The sequence below is a fragment of the Gordonia sp. NPDC003425 genome (genome assembly GCF_053588635.1).
Genome location: NZ_JBSFQI010000019.1, coordinates 26,325 through 43,139, shown reverse-complemented (window position 1 = coordinate 43,139; position 16,815 = coordinate 26,325). Strand labels below are relative to the sequence as shown.

The window sequence follows — 16,815 nt, the reverse complement described above, 5'->3', positions numbered from 1 at the left end:
GGTGTGTGCGCTGAGAGGTGTGTGCGCTGACATGTGCGCGCGGTGACATGCCGCCTATGGTGACCGGGTGAGTAACGACAACCGGCCGTCCCGCGGTCACGTCGGCCATTCGCACTCCGTGTCGCACCTGCCGGTCGACCTCTCCCCGGTGGCGAAGCGCTTCGTGATCGTCACCCTCGCGCTGGCGGGTCTGGCCGTGGTGATCGGCATGGTGGTGCTGTGGCCGGCGGGCGGCAGCCACCCCATCCCGAACCAGTTCCGCGCCGCCGACGGCGGACCTCTCCAGACCCAGAAAGGGCAGGTCACCGACCAGACCCGGGGACAATGCCTCAACCCGCTCGGCGGCACGGTCCAGGAATCACCCGACTTCGGGGTGGCGCCGCAGGCCAACGGACCGTGCATCGAGAGCGTGGTGCGGATCGACTCGGGCAGCGACTCCGGCAAGTACACGCTGCTGGAGGTGCCCACCAATCGTGCGCAGTCGGGTACCGGGCCGGACTCGGTGGCGCCCGACCCGTCGACCCTGGACCGGCCGCAGGCGGGCCAGCCCGATCTGCGCACCGGCGACCGGATCCGGATGGGCACCGTACCCGGCCCCGACGGGGCGCCCCGCTACACCTTCTTCGACTTCCAGCGTGTGGTCCCGACGATCATCTGGGGTCTGCTGTTCGTCGGTGCGGTGGTGCTGGTGGCGGCGTGGCGAGGCCTGCGTTCGATCATCGGTCTGGTGTTCGCCTTCGCCGTCCTCGGTGTGTTCACGCTGCCCGCGATTCTCGACGGCGAGTCACCGGTGGCGGTGGCTGTGGTGTCCTCGGCCCTCATCTTGTTCGTCGTCCTCTACCTAGCACACGGGGTGAGCCTGCGTACCAGCAGTGCGTTGCTGGGCACGCTGAGTTCGCTGGTGCTGGCCGGGGTGTTGAGCTGGCTTGCCATCGTGACGATGCACCTCACCGGGCTCTCCGGTGACCAGACCACCAATCTGCAGGTCTACTCCGGCAGCATCTCGATCAGCGGACTGTTGTTGGCCGGCTTCATCATCGGCACGCTCGGCGTGCTCAACGACGTCACCATCACGCAGGCGTCGGCCGCGTTCGAACTGGCTGCGGCGGGCGAACCGACGCGATTGGCGACGTTTCGTGCCGCGATGCGGGTGGGTCGTGACCATATCGCCAGCACGGTCTACACGCTGGTGTTCGCCTATGCGGGTAGTGCGTTACCACTTTTGTTGTTGTTCTCGGTGGCGCAACAGCCGTTCGGTTCCTTGCTCACCACCGACGCGGTGGCGGTGGAACTCGCCCGGTCGTTCGTCGGCGGTATCGCCATCGCCCTGTCGGTGCCGCTGACCACCCTCATCGCCGCAGCTCTGGCGCGTCCGGCAGGCGAGAACGCATCGCCACACCCCGATCCTCCCGCCGCACCCACAGGCAGGCACGCGCTCCCGGAGAACTCCTAGGCGCGATCGGCCACGAGTACGTCCCGAATCGAATCGTCGATGGTGGAACCGGGTCCGCCCACCCGGAACGACGCGCCGCGGTGGTTGTCCGGCAGCAGGTCGCCGCGCCCGAACAGCTTGTGCCGCAACGTTCCCGGCACGTAGTCGCGCTCATAGGCGCCGCGTCGTTCCAGTGCGGGCACCACGTGGGTGATGACGTCGGCAAAGCTGCCGGGCGTCACCGCGTAGGCCAGGTTGAAACCGTCGACGTCGGTGTCGGCCACCCAGCTCTGCAGGGCCTCGGCCACCTCGTCGCCGGAGCCGATCAGGACCGGACCCATACCGCCGATCCCGCCCCAGGAGGCGATGTCGCGCACCCGCCATTCCGCGCCGGTGTCGCGGGCCTGCGCGAATGCGGCCACCGCGGACTGGATCGCGTTGCTGTGCACGTTGCCGATCGGTTCGTCGAGGTCGTAGGAGGCGAGGTCGATGCCCATCCAGCCGGACATGAACACCAGCGATCCCTCGTCACTCGCGAACGCCTGGTATTCCTGCGCCTTCGCGTGCGCGGCCTCGGACGTGGAATCGGTGATGATGGTGAGCAGGGTGTAGATGCGCGCATCGTAGGGGCCGCGGCCGGCGGCGACGAGTTCGTCGCGGATCTTGGCGACGATGTCACGCAGGATCGCCTTGGTGGGTGCGCCGACGAAGATGGCTTCGGCGTTGTCGGCCGCGAAGCGGCGTCCGCGTGCGGACGCTCCCGCCTGATAGATCACCGGTGACCCCTGCGGCGACGGCTCGGCGAGGTGGATGCCGGGCACCGTGAAATGTGTGCCGCGATGCCCGATGTGGTGGACCTTCTCGGGGTCGGCGAAGATCCCGGCGGCCCGGTCGCGACGCACCGCGTCGCGCTCCCAGGAACCCTCCCACAGCTTGAAGAGCACCGTCAGGTACTCGTCGGCGTGGTCGTAGCGACTGTCGTGTTCGAGTTGGTCGTCGGAACCGAGGTTGCGTGCGGCCGACGGCAGGTAGCCGGTGACCACGTTCCAGCCGATGCGGCCCTTGGCCCTTGGTCAGGTGATCGAGCGTCGAGAGCCTGCGGGCGAACGGATAGGGGTGCTCGAATCCTGTCCCGGTGGTGATGCCGAAGCCCAGATGCTCGGTGGTGTGCGCCATCGCCGACACCAGCAGCAACGGATCATTCACCGGGATCTGAGCACCCTGGCGGATGGCGGCCTCGTCGGTTCCGGCGTACACGTCGTAGGTGCCGAGGACATCGGCGATGAACAGGCCGTCGAAGCCACCGGTCTCCAGCAGGGTGGCCAACTGCACCCAGTAATCGAGGGTGTTGTAATCCCACGACCGGTCGTCGGGATGGCGCCACAGCCCGGGGGACTGGTGCGCAACGCAATTCATGTCGAACGCGTTGAAACGGATCTGGCGCGCGGGCGGCGCGGGGGCTGGGACATGAGGCGCGGGGTCGAGTGCGGACACCACGACATGGTGCGAGCGACCCGCGGCGTTGGCCAGGTTTCTGCGCGCGGCGCGTCAAAGGCGTACCAATGAGCCTATGAGAGCCTCAGACATCCTCATCGACGGATTCGGACGTATCGGCGACGGCGTGCACGGTGTGCTGGACGGGATCAGTGAGGAACGGCTGGGCGCGCACGTGAGTCCGGACGCCAACTCGATCGCCTGGCTGATCTGGCATCTGACGCGTGTCCAGGACGCGCAGATCGCCGATGTCGCCGGCACCGACGAGGTCTGGGTCCGCGACGGATGGTACGACAGTTTCGCCCTGCCGTTCGCCCCGTCGGCCTCGGGATACGGGCAATCACCCGACGAGGCGCGCCGCGTGGTGGCCGAACCCGAGCAACTTCTCGGGTATCACGACGCCACCCACGCGGCGACCCTGGAGTATCTCGGCACGCTCGGCGACGATGATCTCGATCGGATCATCGACGAGAGGTGGGACCCGCCGGTGACCCTCGGGGTGCGGCTGGTGAGCATTCTCGACGATGATGCCAAGCACCTCGGTCAGGCCGAATACATTCGCGGACTTGACCTTTGAGGGGTGCAGGAACCACTCACGGGTGATAGCAGCCCTTGAGGGTCTGGAAGTCGCCGGCGAACGACTGGCCGCCGGCGCAGGTGGGACCGTTCTTGCCGTCGATGGTGACGGTGGCCCCCGGGCCGGCGATGCCGATGGACAGGCCGGGCTTGATGCCGGTTGCGTTCACGGTTGCGTTGGGGCCCAGGGCAATTGCGGCGGGACCGGAATAGTTGTCGGCGGCTGACGTGGCCTTGCCGCCGTTGTCGGAGATCGCGAGACTGAGGCCGGTGGGGCCGGAAGTTGCTGAGCAGTCGGCCTTTACGGCGCTCTGGCCGGGCAGGGCGGGACAAAGCGACGGTGCCGCGGAGGCGTCGGCGGCACCCGCGAACGCGATCGCTCCTGCGCCGGCACCGGCGATGACGAAACCGACTGTGAGACGGGCTACATTCCGCATGAAAGCTCCTCGTGTGTCTGTGATGGACGGACACCTGCGATTCGGAGTGACTGCCGAACCGGATGGGAATCAGCCGGAATTGAGGTGAACGGCCTGCTCAGCCGTCTGAACGCTCAGCCAACGTGTACGACAGGTCTGCGGTCGATCTCCGGCTCGGCGCGGCGCACCACCTCACGCGTGACGGCGGCCACCTCGCCCTCGCCGATGAACAGGAAGCGGAGCAGGTTCACGAGCGGATTCGCCTCGCTCCATTCGAAATACACGTTGGGTACGGTGTCGGTCCAATCCCGGATCGCCAGCAGGGTGGCCGCGATCGTGTTGGGCACGGCAGCCGAATCGACCCACAGGATCCGATATCCGCCTTCGCGATAGCGACCGCGAATCACCAGATCGGTTCGGAATTCGGAGGAATCGGTGACGTTCACCTCGAGGAACACGATCTCGTCGGCGTCAGGGATGTGACTCTCCGCACGCTGCTGCAACTCCTTGTCGTGATACTCGTGCAGCGAGCGCACATCGGGGTCATGCGTGACGATCTGGATCTCACCGGACCCGGCCGCCTCGTCGATGATGCGTTGCGCCGTCTCGTCGAAGGTGATCGATCCGCTGCGCAACTCGAAGGAGCGATTGATCCGCGACGCGAACGACACGATCAGAATCGCCGCGATGAAGAAGGCGGCCACCTGCACGCCCTCGGGACGTTCGATGATGTTGGCGACGGTGGTGTAGACGAAGATCGCGGAGATGGTGGCGAAGCCGATCGTCGAGGCTGTGCGCCGACGTTTACGCACCGACAGGGTCACCGCGATCGACGCCGACGTCATCAACACCAAGACGCCGGTCGCGTACGCACCGCCCTGCTTGTCGACGCTCGCATCGAAGTACGGTGACGGCGAACGCAATCAGTGCGAAGACGAGCACCAGAGGCCGGGTTGCGCGAGCCCAGTCGGGCGCCATGCCATATCGCGGCAGGTACCGTGGCACCAGATTGAGCAGGCCGGCCATTGCCGACGCGCCCGCGAACCACAGGATCAAAATCGTGCTGATGTCGTAGACGGTGCCGAATCCGCTGCCGAGGTACTCGTGCGCCAGATACGCCAGCGCCCGGCCGTTGGCGCTCCCGCCCGGCTGGAACTCGGGTTCGGGGATGAGAATCGTGCACACCAGACTGCTGGTGATCAGGAAGATGCTCATCGTCACCGCGGAGGTGGTCAGCAGTCGCTTGGCGCCGCGGATGCGTGCCCGCGGGACGCCCGGCGGGTCGTCGGGTGAGTCGTCGATCTGCGGCATCACAGCCACGCCGGTCTCGAACCCGGACAGGCCCAGCGCCAGCTTCGGAAAGACCAGTAGCGCCACCGCGATCATCATCCACGGACTACCGTGCTCGGCGACCATCGCCTGGCGCCAGTCGACCACCAGGTGCGGTGCCGTGGCGACGTGCACCAGCGCGTCGACGATCACCACCGCATTGAGCGAGAGGTACACGAACACCAGGCCCACGGCGATCGTGATCGCCTCGGTGAACCCGCGTAGGAACACCGCGGCCAGCAACGCCAGCAGGATGAGCGTGATCGTCACCGGATAGTTCGAGAAGCCGTGGGGGATCAGCGGATTCTCGACGAAGTGGGCCGTCGCGTCGGCGGCCGAGAGCGTCATCGTGATCAGGAAGTCGGTGGCGGCGAATCCGAGAAGTACCAGGACGAAGATCTTGCCGCCCCACTTGGGCAGCAGACGCTCGAGCATGGCGATGGAACCCTCGCCGTTGGGCGACTTGCCGGCGACGTAGCGGTATACCGGAAGCGCACCGAAGAGCGTGAGGGCGATGAGGACGATCGTGGCCAAGGGTGCGATCGCGCCGGCCGCGAGCGCGGCGATACCGGGCTGGTATCCGAGGGTTGAGAAGTAGTCGACGCCGGTCAGGCACATCACTTTCCACCAGGAGTGGGTGTGTGTCTCCTCGCTGGGCACGCGGTGCGGCCCCATCATGCCCGCGGGCTCCGGGGTGATATCGGCCAGGAACCACTGCCGCAGGCCGTGTGACGTGACGTCGGAACTCACTCGGATGACACTAGTCCGCGGTGCCGGTGATCCGCGCGCGATGCCCGCGATGGACCGGCTGGTGACGAGCGGGTGACCCCACTGTGCCGGATTTGTCCGGGATCGCTGTCGTAAATTTCGGATGAATCTGACAAACGTTCCAGGGCAACGGATTTCAAGGTAACGATTTGGTCTAGACGACATCTCGGCGACGTCGCCGAGTCACCTTCCGTTGGCCGTCATCTCAGTACAGTTCGCGCGGAGTTGCCGCAGTGGCGACCACCGGCGTCGCGCTCGGCCCGGCGTCGAGCTTGCGATCATCTGAGGGGAACACATGAGGACCAAACAGTCACGGCTTCGGCGCGGCGCCATCGGCGCGCTGGCCGTCGGTGCCGCTGCGAGTGCCGTGGGCGTGGCCGCGGCACCGGCACACGCGGACGCATTTGTGCGTCTGCCCAACGGCGCCGCCACCGGTGCCGGGCTCACGCTCACCCGGACGGGCGAATCGGCACAGATCTCGCCGTCCCTGGCCGCCAACGGACTCGGCCGCACGGCGTGGGTGAGCGCGAACATCACGCTCAACGCGCCCGGGCTGAAGGCGTCACCGGCCGGTCCGAACAACGGCCCGCTCGGTGAGTCGGGTGCACCCGGCACCGGCGGCACCTCGACCGACGGTGCGGCCGCGACCCTCTCGGTGGGATACATCGTGGGTTGCCAGGTCAACGTCAACAACTTCAGCGTCGGCCTGACCGGAGGCTTCGACGCGACCAAACCGGGCTTCACCGGAACGGGCTCGTTGTCCATTCCGATCACGCCGGGACAGGTGGCGTTCGCGCAGATCGACTACAAGGACATCGAGAAGCCCGGCAAGTACTTCTTCGACTACAGCCGGGTGCAGTTGCAGTTGCAGAACTGCGCCGGATACGCGCAGGCGCGTTCGTACGTGACGGTCGAGACCACCGGCAGCGACCACCAGAAGGTCAACCTGTACGGCCAGCCCTTCTCCATCGGCTGAGTCTCCACACCCGCATTCCACCACTCGGCCACACGACCACTCGAGGAAAAGATGAACATCAGCTTGAAACGACTCGCCACCATCGGCGGGCCGGCGGCCTTCGCCACCGTTGCCGCCCTGATGGCACCCGCCATCGCACACGCCGACGTCCACGTGGCACTCCCGTCCCAGACGGGTCGGCAGACCATGGGCGACGGCACCGTGGTGACCCTGACCCGCAGCGGGGAGACCGCCAACATCAACCCGTCGCTGGGCGGAACGCCGTTGCACCGCAACGCGTGGGTGTCGGCACAGTACGCGGTCAACACCAGCAAGGACGCCAAGAAGATCAAGATCCAGGCCGGATACATCGTCGGCTGTCAGGTGAACATCGGCGGTGTCACCGGCGCCGGTTCGGGAGGCGGCCTGCAGAAGACGACCTCGGCGACCGATCTGCAACCGACCGGCAACCCGCTGCCGATCGTCAGCGGCGGTGGAACCTTCACCATCGGTCCCGGCCAGGCGGTCAACTACTACATCAACGACGTCGAGAGCGCCGACGACTACGGCAACCAGAAGCACAGCAACAAGGTGACCTTCAAGAGCACCAACCACGCCAAGCTGGGTTACACCAACGAGACGATGATGGTGAACGGTTGCGCGGGTTATGCGCAGGCGCGCTCGTTCGCCAACGTTTACGTCGTCACCAGCAACGCCGAGCAGGTACTCTCCTTCTACGGCCAACCCTTCAGCCTCGGATAACTCCCTCTCGCCCGAGACTGAATCCACATCGCGCGGCGCGCCTTCGGCTGGGTGCGCCGCGCGATGCTGTGCCGTGAGACGATCGGCTGATGGCTGACGATCAGGTGAGCGCTCCGATCAACGATCAGGAGTCGATGCTCACCGTCGTCATCGCCTTCACGATGAACGTTCTCGTGGCGATCGCCAAGACGGTGGCGGCCGGGATCACCGGGTCGGCGTCGATGGTCGCCGAATCGGCGCATTCGTGGGCTGATGCGGGCAACGAGGTGTTCCTCCTCGTCGCCGAACGCCGCGGCGGACGCGGACGCGATCGGGACCATCCGTTCGGCCACGGCCGGGAAACCTACATCTGGTCGATGTTCGCTGCGTTCGGGTTGTTCGCCGTCGGCGCGGCGGTCTCGGTGATGCACGGCATCACCTCGCTGCGCAACCCCGAACCGGATGCCGACTACCTCGTCGGCTACATCGTGCTTGCGATCTCCGCGCTACTCGAGGGCGTGTCCTTTCTGCAATCGGTGCGGCAGGCCAACGCGGGTGGACATCGGCTGTCGATGCATCCGCTGCGGTTCGTCAGCCGCACCTCCAACACCACGCTGCGGGCGGTGTTCGCCGAGGATGCCGCCGCTCTCATCGGTCTGGCCATCGCCGCCACCGGCATGGCGCTGCACGAGATCACGGGGTCGGCGGCCTACGACGCGGTCGGCTCGATTCTGGTCGGCCTGCTCCTCGGTGTGATCGCGATATTCCTGATCAAACGCAACAGCGAGTTCCTACTGGGGCAGCCCGCCATGCCGGGCACCCGGAACATGTTGTTGCACCGGCTGCTGGAGTTGCCGGACATCGATCGGGTCACCTATCTGCACGTCGAGTACGTCGGCCCGATGGAGTATTACCTGGTGGCGGCCGTCGACATCACCGGTGACCTCGCCGAACACGCGGTGGCCGCGCGGCTGCGGGGGATCGAGGCCCGCATCGAGCAGCATGATGCGATCGTCGAGTGCGTGCTCACCCTGTCCACCGCCGACGAACCGTCGCTGGTGCCCGAACCGCTGTAGATCGTTCGCCCCCACTCAACTGCGGGGTCGAGCGTGCCCACATCCGGGTCGAGCGTGCCCACATTCGGGTTGAGCGTGCCCACATTCGGGTTGAGCGTGTCCGCTTCGGGGTTGAGCGTGCCCGCTTTCGGGTTGAGCGTGCCCGCTTTCGGGTTGAGCGTGCCCGGTGGGGTGGTTTCGACAAGCTCAACCAGCGGACTGGGCGCTCAACCAGCGGTGGGCGCGCTCAACCAGCGAGGTGGGCGCTCAACCAGCGGGTGGGGTGGTTTCGACAAGCTCAACCAGCGGTGGGCGCGCTCGACCGGCGGGTGGGGCGCTCAACCAGCGAGGTGGGGTGGGCACGCTCGACGGTCAGTTGCGGGCGTCGTCGAATCCGGTGTGCATCTCCCAGAACAGGATCTCCGCCGACCGCCCGGTGACCGCGAGCATCTCCGGACCGTCCGTGGTGCGCAACGCATCACCCTCGTGCAGGGTGATCGGCCGGGTGGGGTTGTCCGCCGGCGTCACCGTCACATCGCCCTTCACCACGTACAGGTGGCCGTAGGGTGCCGACGGAATGGTCACCGGACGCATCGGGCGCAGCCTCGCGGCGTGCAGGGCCACGTAACCGTTGGCGATGTCCAGTGCGGCCGCGTCGGCGTCCCTGTCCAGCCCCGACACCACCGTGATCAGGTCGCCGTCGGCGAGGGCGTCGGTGACGTCGGTCTCGGCGTAGCCGGGTGCCACGCCCGCGTATTCGGGCGCGATCCACATCTGCACCACGCGCAGTCGCTGGTTGGCCACTCGGGTGGATGCGTTGCGTTCGGAATGGGTGATCCCGGTTCCGGCCGACATCCGCTGCACCACGCCGGGCACCAGCACGCCGGAGTTGCCGGCCGAATCCTTGTGGTGCAGTGCGCCTTCCACCACCCAGGTGACGATCTCGGCGTCCTGGTGGCGGTGGGTGTCGAAACCGCTGCCGGCATCCACGAGATCGTCGTTGTGCACCAGCAGAAGGCCGTGCGCGTTGCGGGCGAGATCGAAATTGCCGGTCGCCGGAAACGACTGCCGCGACTCGATCGACTCGTCGTTCCAGTGGTGCCGCTCTTTGGCACGGATGACGGTCGATGATCCCGCGGCGCGGACGTTGGTGGTGCTCATGTACACGGCCAACGGACGCCGGGAGTGCACTATTCCGCGCCTGCGCTGCCCACCCGGTGGGCATAATGACTGATATGGCAGACACCGACAACGATGACGGCATGATCTCCGAGGAACGCAGCTTTCGGGGGGCGCTGGGGGAGACAGTGGTCTACGACCTGCTGCGTCCCGCACAGCCCCGTGCGGTGGTGGTGATCGCGCATGGTCTCGGTGAGCACGGCGCGCGGTATGAGGATCTTGCCCGGCAACTGGTGGCCGCCCGGTACATCGTGGCCGTCCCCGACCACGTCGGGCACGGAAGGTCGGGGGGAAAGCGCTTGCGTATCAAGCATTTCCGTGACTTCACCGACGACCTGCACACCGTGATCACGCAGGCGAGCGTCGACTCGCTGCCGACATTCCTGCTCGGACACAGCATGGGCGGCGAGATCGCACTCGACTACGCACTCGACCATCAGGACATGCTCGACGGACTGATCCTGTCCGGGGCGGCGGTGATGCCCGGCGACGACATGCCCGCACCGGTGATCGCCGTCTCACAAGTGCTGGGCAAGGTGGCCCCGTGGCTGCCGACCATCGCCCTGGACTCGGGGGCCATCTCCCGTGACCCCGACGTGGTGGCCCGCTACGAATCCGATCCGCTGGTCACCCGCGCACGCATCCCGGCGCGGCTGGGTGCGGAGATGCTCTCCACGATGAAGAGCTTCCCCGACCGGCTCGGCGCGCTGCAGATTCCGGTGCTGGTGATGCACGGCTCCGACGACCGGCTCACCAACCCGGCGGGTAGTGAGATGGTGGAACGCCTCGCCGGCTCGGCCGACAAGACCCTCATCATCTACGACGACCTCTATCACGAGATCTTCAACGAACCCGAGCGCGACCTGGTGATCGGTGCGGTGCTGACGTGGCTGTCCGAACACGTCACGGCCGCGTCGCAGTGATCTGCTCGACACCCATCCGGCCGTCGCGGAACGCCATCCGGCCACCCACGAGGTAGAGCCGCCATACCCGCGCCACCTCGTCGCCGACGAGGTCCACCGCGCGGGCCCAGTTCTTCTCGAACGTGTCGTACCAGACGTCCACCGTGCGGACGTAGTGTTCGGCCATCTCCTGCACGTCGGTCACCTCGAGACCGGAATCGCGCAGGTACGCCACCGTCGCCTCGACCGGGCGCATGTACATATCCGGCGCGATGAACGACTCGATGAACGGCCCGCCGCCGGGATGCTTACCCGCGGGCCGGGACATCTGCTGGATGCACACGCGCCCCCCGGGTTTCACCATGTCGTGCAACACGCGGGCATACACGCCGTAATTGCGTTCTCCCACATGCTCTCCCATTTCGATCGAGGCGACCGCGTCGAACGGGGGATCGGGGATCTCGCGATAGTCCTGCACCCGGATCTCGACGCGGTCGCCGAGTCCGCGCTCGGCGATCCGCGCGTCGATGAAGGCCTTCTGCTCCTGCGAGATCGTCACCCCGACCACGCGCGCGTCGTACTGCTGCGCGGCGAACAGCGACAGCGACCCCCACCCGCAACCGATGTCGAGAAGGCGCTGACCCGGCGCCCCATCGAGCCCCACCTTGCGACACACCAGGTCGAGCTTGTCGGCCTGCGCGTCGGCGAGCCCGTACTCGGGGTCGTCGGAGGTCCAGAACGCGCTCGAGTAGGCCATGTGCTCGTCGAGGATCAGCGCGTAGAAGTCGTTCGACAGGTCATAGTGGTGGCTGATCGCGGCACGATCGCGCGCCCGCGAATGCAGTCGCCCGCGCACCTGGGCCTGTGCGGCCGGTGCGGGCAGTGGCGCACCCACCAGACGGTGTCGGATGGCCAGACGGGCGATGTCCCAGAACACCCGGGGAGTGATTCGAGGGCCGGTCAGGCGTCGGTCGTTGGCCACCTGCCACACGTGGGTGAGAGCGTCGTCGAGGTCGTCGGTCACGTCGAGCTCGCCGGTCACATACGCCTGTGCGGCACCGAGTTCCCCCGGATGCCACAGCAGCCGACGCAGCGCGTCGCGGCTGTAGAGCACCACATGCGGTGCGTCGTGCGGACCCGCAGTGCTGCCATCCCAGGCGGTCAGGTGGACGGGTATCTCACCGCCGGTCTGGCGGGCGATCACATCGGCGAGTTCGGTGGCGACGGTCATCGGCGATCTCCTCGGTGTGTGGGCGTCACCAATGTCTTCGCTCGCCGCGTCCCTCCGGATGGGTCGGTCCGGCGGCCGGAATCATGCGTTGAATCCCAGCAGCGACTTGACCTCGAGGAACTCGTCGAAGGCGTAATCGCTCCATTCGCGGCCGTTGCCGCTCTGCTTGTATCCGCCGAACGGCGCCGACGGGTCGAGCGGGGCACCGTTGAGGGAAATGGAACCGGCGCGGATGCGGGCACCCACCCGTTGGACCTCTTCGGCGTCGGCACCCGACACGTAGCCCGCGAGTCCGTAGTCGGTGTCGTTGGCGATCGCGACGGCGTCGTCGATGTCGTCGTATCCGATGATGACCAGCACCGGACCGAACACCTCCGTGCGGGCGATCTCCATGTCGTTGGTGACGCCGGTGAACACCGTGGGCCGCACGTAGAAGCCGGTGGGCAGGTCGTCGGGCCGGCCGGGCCCGCCGAACACCGGGGTGGCGCCGTCGTCGATGGCTCGCTGGATGAGCCCTTGGATCTTCTCGAACTGTTGCTCGGACACCACCGGACCGAGCCGCACCGAACCCGTCGGATCGCCGACGGTGAGCTTGGCCTGCACCGAACCGGCGGCCTCGGCCGCCTCCTGTAGACGTGCGGACGGGACGAGCATGCGGGTGGGGGCGTTGCACGACTGGCCCGAGTTCACCATCACCGACATCACCCCGGCGGCGACATTCGACGCCAGGTCGTCGTCGTCGAGGATGATGTTGGGGCTCTTGCCGCCGAGTTCCTGGCCCACCCGCTTCACCGTGGGCGCCGCGGCCCGCGCCACCTCGATACCGGCGCGGGTGCTGCCGGTGAACGAGATCAGGTCGATGCCCGGATGCGCCGCCAATGCCGCGCCCACCCCGGGCCCGTCACCGTTGACGAGGTTGAACACGCCGGCGGGCACCCCGGCCGCGTCCATGATCTCGGCGATGATCGCCGCGCTGAACGGGGCGATCTCCGACGGCTTGAGCACCATCGTGCAGCCGGTCGCCAAAGCGGGCGCGACCTTGCACATCACCTGATTGAGCGGCCAGTTCCACGGGGTGATGAAGCCGCACACGCCAATCGGTTCCTTCACGATCCGCGAGGTGCCCCGGTCCTCGGCGAAGCGGTACGCGGGCAGCGCGGCGGCCGCGGCCATCAGATGGCCGAGCCCGATCGGCACCTGCGCCCGTGTGGACAGCACCGTCGGGGCACCCATCTCCTCGGTCACCGCGGCCGCGAGGTCGTCGGCGCGTGCGCGGTACTCGGCGACCAACGCCTCGAGGACGGCCACACGCTCGTCGACGCCGGTCTGCCCCCAGGTGCCGAAGGCGCGGCGTGCCGCGTCGACGGCGGCGTCGACGTCGGCGGCGGTACCGAGCGCCACATGTCCGGCGGCCTTCTCGGTGGCGGGATTGATGACGTCGACGACGTTCAGGTCCGATGGCTCCACCCATCGGCCGTCGATGTAGAAACGAGTGACCTCACGCATGGCGACCTCCTGGTTGTGAACCGCGTTACCCCTCGACGCTAGTCGGGGTCGGCCCGTGTGTGCATCGGTCTCAATTCGAGACGGGGCCGTGGTTCCGATGTCGCTGTGCGGCACCTACGGTGGATTCATGATCCACATCGTGGCGTTATGGCAGATCAAACCCGAATTCGCCGACACCTGGCCCCAACTCGTCGCCGATTTCACCGAGGCGACCCGCGCCGAGCCGGGCAACAAGTGGTTCGAGTGGTCGCGCAGCCTGTCCGATCCCAACGAGTACGTGCTGATCGAGGCCTTCGACGACGACGCCGCCGAAGCCCACGTGACCAGCGCCCACTTCACCACCGCGACCACCGACCTGCCGCAGTATCTGCAGGTCACCCCTCGGATCATCAACACCACGATCGACGCCGACGGGTGGTCGGAGCTCGGTGAGATGTCGGTCGACTGACCGATCCACCACGTCGTTCCGGGTAGGTGAGAGTCCGGTCCGGACAACGTTTCCGCATCCCTGAACTGTCGGTTCGCTGCACCCTTGTGTGCGCGACCGGCACACGCAGTGCTGCCGTATTGAGATTGCCGTGCGGATGCACCACCCGCATTCCGTGGTCGTCCCTGGGTTCCTCCAGCCTTTCCGAAAGGACATCAATCTCATGAGCACGGCTTCATATGTTTCGACGCCGACCGTGTGCGTCGGCGCACAAGGTGGCGCACGCGCTGTTTCGGGTCGCGTCACACGCGCCGGCGTCACCGCGGCGCTGATGGGCGCGGCGGCCGCGACCAGTTTCGCGCTGGTCGCCCCGTCCGCGACGGCGGCGGGTGTCGCTCCGGCGCTGGCGCCGCTGGCCGCAGTCACCGAGTTCGCGCCGAAGGTCGCGGCACCGGTGAGTCTGGCCGACAACATCGTCACCATTCCGTCCGCGGGCCCCCCGATCGGGGAGTTCGGGCGGCACGACGTGGCCACGTCCCAGCAGATCGGTACCTCGACGGCGGTGGGTGCCGGCGTCGGTGCGGTGATCGGCTTCGGAATCGGTGTGGCGGCAGCACCATTCGCCGGTGCCATCGCCGTCGCCGTGGTTCCGGCCATCGGCACGGTCGTCTGCTCGCTCGGGTCGGCCGCAGCCACTGTCGTCCCCGTGATCGGGACCATCGGGACGCTCGTCCCCTGCGCAGCTGTCGCCGCGCTGGCCACCACCATCGCCTTCCCGGTGACCGCGATCGCCACCCCGCTCGTCGGTGCCGCCATTGGTGCCGCGATCGGTGCGGGTGTCGGCGCGGGCGTGGGTAGCACCTACGCCGACGCCACCGTTCCCGCGCCGGTGCAGACATCGGCTCCGCTCCCGACGCTGCCTGCGCCGGTCGCCGATCTGACACAGAAGGTGGCCGCACCGGTGCAGCAGGCCGTCACGCCGCTGGAGAACGACCCGACGGTGCGCAACATCCGCATGGGCGTCGATCGGGCGGTCGCGACCAACCCGCAGTTGAGTCAGATCGCCGCGACGGCGCACTCGCTGCTGCCGTCGCTGGTGCCCTGACGTTCACCCGAGCACACACGACGAGCCCCGCCGAGAAGTCCGGCGGGGCTCGTTGTGTGACGGGACGGCTCAGACGATGCCGCTGGGTGCGCGCCGCGTGCCCGGCTGCTGGCGCGGCATCCGGTTCGGCGGCACCGGATAAGGAACTCCGAAGCCGGCGGTGCCGGCCGCGATGTTGGGGCCGCACTGCACAAGTGCGTTCTGCGCCTTCGGATTCGGGTCGCCGAGGCGTGGGCGGGCCGAGTCGGGTCGATGGGCGAAATCGAACACCGACGTCATGTCGCCGACCGTGCGTCGTCGCCACGGCGTCAGGTTGGGCACGTCCACACCGAAGCGCTCCTCGATCAGCCGCAGCTGGGAGGTGTGGTCGAAGGTGTCGGTGGCCACCAGCCCGCCCCGGCTGTACGGCGAGATCACGAAGCAGGGCACGCGGTAGCCCAGGCCGATCGGACCGCGGATACCCTTCGACGACGCCACCGCGTTGATGTTCGGCACGCTGACGAACTCGCCCTTGGTGCCCGGCGGCGGGGTCGGCGGGACGACGTGGTCGAAGAAGCCGCCGTTCTCGTCGTAGCTGATGATCAGCGCGGTCTTCTCCCACACCGCCGGATTGGAGGTGAGGATGTCGATGAGCTGCACGATGCCCACCGCGCCGAGCGCCGCCGGCAGGGCCGGATGCTCGCACTCCATCGCCGGGGGCACCACCCACGACACCTTGGGCAGCCGGTTGGCCGCGACGTCGGCCTGGAAATCGCTGGGGTAGGTGGGTGCGATACCCCGTCGGGCCAGCTCGGAATTGGGGTTTTCGGCCTGTTTGAAGCAGCCCATCATGCCGTCGAGCACCACCGACGACACCGGCCCGAGATCCTTGTTGTTGTAGATCTTCCAGCTCACCCCGGCATCGCGGAGATTCTCGGGCATGGTGCGCCAGCTGTAGGCGAACTTCGGGATCAGGGTCGGCGTCTCGAGCAGCGGACCGCCGTGGGTGCCGTCGGGATCGAGGGTGGCGCTCATCCAGTACAGCCGGTTGGGGTCGGTGGGTCCGAGCACCGAGCAGTGGTAGTCGTCGCAGATCGTGAACGCCTCGGCGAGCGTGCGGTGGATCGGGATGTCCTCGCGCTCGTAGTAGCCCATCAGCGCGGGTGCGTTCGCCGGACCCACCGAGTCGATCGACATCGGCAGCCAGCCGTCGTTGCGGCCGTGGTTCCACGCCTTGTGCAGGCCCGCCCACGAATGGTCGGGATCGTTGATGCACTCGCCGTCGAGGTTGGCGTCGTTGGTGGTGTCGAGCCGGAACGGCATGGTGTACCCGGATTTGGTGGGTCCCACGCCCGGCGCCCAGCCGTACTGCCGCCACAGCGGAGTGTTCTCGCCGAATCCGCGGACCCCGGAATAGGTGCCGAAGTAGTGATCGAAGGACCGGTTCTCCTGCATGAACAGCACGATGTGCTCGATGTCGTGCAGCGAGCCGGTGCCCATCGGGTCGGCCTGGGCGTAGGCCTTGTCGATGATCGGTCCGGCCCACGAGGCGAGTAGCGCGCCGCCGCCCACCGCCGTCACCCGCGAGAGGAAGTCGCGGCGGCTCAGACCACCGAAAGGCTCGTTCGACACGTGTACTCCGATGCTCAGGTGGCTGTGGTGATTCTGGGATGAAGCTAGACCCGGATCGGTACCGGGAGGTGAACACCCGCAAGCGTGG

At 67.3% G+C, this 16,815-nt stretch carries 13 protein-coding genes and 2 pseudogenes; 8 read left to right on the top strand and 7 right to left on the bottom strand.

Translation table 11 applies throughout. From position 1 onward, the window contains the following. The first annotated feature begins 67 nt into the window (after positions 1–67). Positions 68–1,453, top strand: coding sequence for a YibE/F family protein (locus tag ACWDTD_RS18270; RefSeq protein ID WP_449748552.1), 1,386 nt, complete (start codon positions 68–70; stop codon positions 1,451–1,453). On the opposite strand, the pseudogene ACWDTD_RS18265 reads toward ACWDTD_RS18270, so the two are convergent. After that, a pseudogene (locus ACWDTD_RS18265) lies at positions 1,450–2,848 on the bottom strand (LLM class flavin-dependent oxidoreductase). The gene ACWDTD_RS18270 and the pseudogene ACWDTD_RS18265 overlap by 4 nt on opposite strands. 154 nt (positions 2,849–3,002) lie before the next feature. Between ACWDTD_RS18265 and ACWDTD_RS18260 the strand changes: the two are divergent. After that, entirely contained in the window at positions 3,003–3,503 is a 501-nt protein-coding gene (locus ACWDTD_RS18260; protein ID WP_449748551.1) for a mycothiol transferase, read from the top strand. Positions 3,504–3,519: 16 nt separating this feature from the next. On the opposite strand, the gene ACWDTD_RS18255 is transcribed toward ACWDTD_RS18260, so the two are convergent. After that, positions 3,520–3,939, bottom strand: a complete 420-nt coding sequence (locus tag ACWDTD_RS18255) for a DUF6764 family protein (RefSeq protein ID WP_449748550.1) — start codon at positions 3,937–3,939, stop codon at positions 3,520–3,522. Between the two features lie 113 nt (positions 3,940–4,052). Continuing rightward, positions 4,053–5,922, bottom strand: a pseudogene (locus ACWDTD_RS18250) (amino acid transporter). 388 nt (positions 5,923–6,310) lie between these two features. Between ACWDTD_RS18250 and ACWDTD_RS18245 the strand changes: the two are divergent. The 3 genes from ACWDTD_RS18245 (at position 6,311) to ACWDTD_RS18235 (ending at position 8,787) form a co-directional block, all read left to right on the top strand. Further along, positions 6,311–6,991: an MspA family porin gene (locus tag ACWDTD_RS18245; protein WP_449748549.1), complete on the top strand. Its 681-nt coding sequence runs from the start codon at positions 6,311–6,313 to the stop codon at positions 6,989–6,991. 51 nt (positions 6,992–7,042) lie between these two features. Further along, positions 7,043–7,732: an MspA family porin gene (locus ACWDTD_RS18240; RefSeq protein ID WP_449748548.1), complete on the top strand. Its 690-nt coding sequence runs from the start codon at positions 7,043–7,045 to the stop codon at positions 7,730–7,732. A gap of 89 nt (positions 7,733–7,821) precedes the next feature. After that, a complete protein-coding gene (locus ACWDTD_RS18235; RefSeq protein WP_449748547.1) occupies positions 7,822–8,787 on the top strand; it encodes a cation diffusion facilitator family transporter in 966 nt (321 codons plus the stop codon). Positions 8,788–9,138: 351 nt separating this feature from the next. On the opposite strand, the gene ACWDTD_RS18230 is transcribed toward ACWDTD_RS18235, so the two are convergent. Further along, entirely contained in the window at positions 9,139–9,927 is a 789-nt protein-coding gene (locus ACWDTD_RS18230; RefSeq protein ID WP_449748546.1) for a pirin family protein, read from the bottom strand. A gap of 74 nt (positions 9,928–10,001) precedes the next feature. Between ACWDTD_RS18230 and ACWDTD_RS18225 the strand changes: the two genes are divergently transcribed. Further along, entirely contained in the window at positions 10,002–10,868 is an 867-nt protein-coding gene (locus ACWDTD_RS18225) for an alpha/beta hydrolase (RefSeq protein ID WP_449748545.1), read from the top strand. Here ACWDTD_RS18225 and ACWDTD_RS18220 read toward each other — a convergent pair. Beyond that, entirely contained in the window at positions 10,849–12,078 is a 1,230-nt protein-coding gene (locus tag ACWDTD_RS18220) for a class I SAM-dependent methyltransferase (protein WP_449748544.1), read from the bottom strand. The two genes, ACWDTD_RS18225 and ACWDTD_RS18220, sit on opposite strands and share 20 nt — an antisense overlap. Before the next feature lie 81 nt (positions 12,079–12,159). Then, complete coding sequence (locus ACWDTD_RS18215; protein ID WP_449748543.1) at positions 12,160–13,584, bottom strand: aldehyde dehydrogenase family protein; 1,425 nt, start codon at positions 13,582–13,584, stop codon at positions 12,160–12,162. A 127-nt stretch (positions 13,585–13,711) separates the two neighbouring features. Here ACWDTD_RS18215 and ACWDTD_RS18210 point away from each other — a divergent pair, with 127 nt between their 5' ends. Then, positions 13,712–14,032, top strand: coding sequence for a putative quinol monooxygenase (locus tag ACWDTD_RS18210; protein ID WP_449748542.1), 321 nt, complete (start codon positions 13,712–13,714; stop codon positions 14,030–14,032). Positions 14,033–14,234: 202 nt separating this feature from the next. Then, positions 14,235–15,116, top strand: a complete 882-nt coding sequence (locus tag ACWDTD_RS18205; protein WP_449748541.1) for a hypothetical protein — start codon at positions 14,235–14,237, stop codon at positions 15,114–15,116. Between the two features lie 69 nt (positions 15,117–15,185). Here ACWDTD_RS18205 and ACWDTD_RS18200 read toward each other — a convergent pair whose 3' ends face one another. After that, entirely contained in the window at positions 15,186–16,727 is a 1,542-nt protein-coding gene (locus ACWDTD_RS18200; protein WP_449748540.1) for an alkaline phosphatase family protein, read from the bottom strand. Positions 16,728–16,815: the final 88 nt, after the last annotated feature.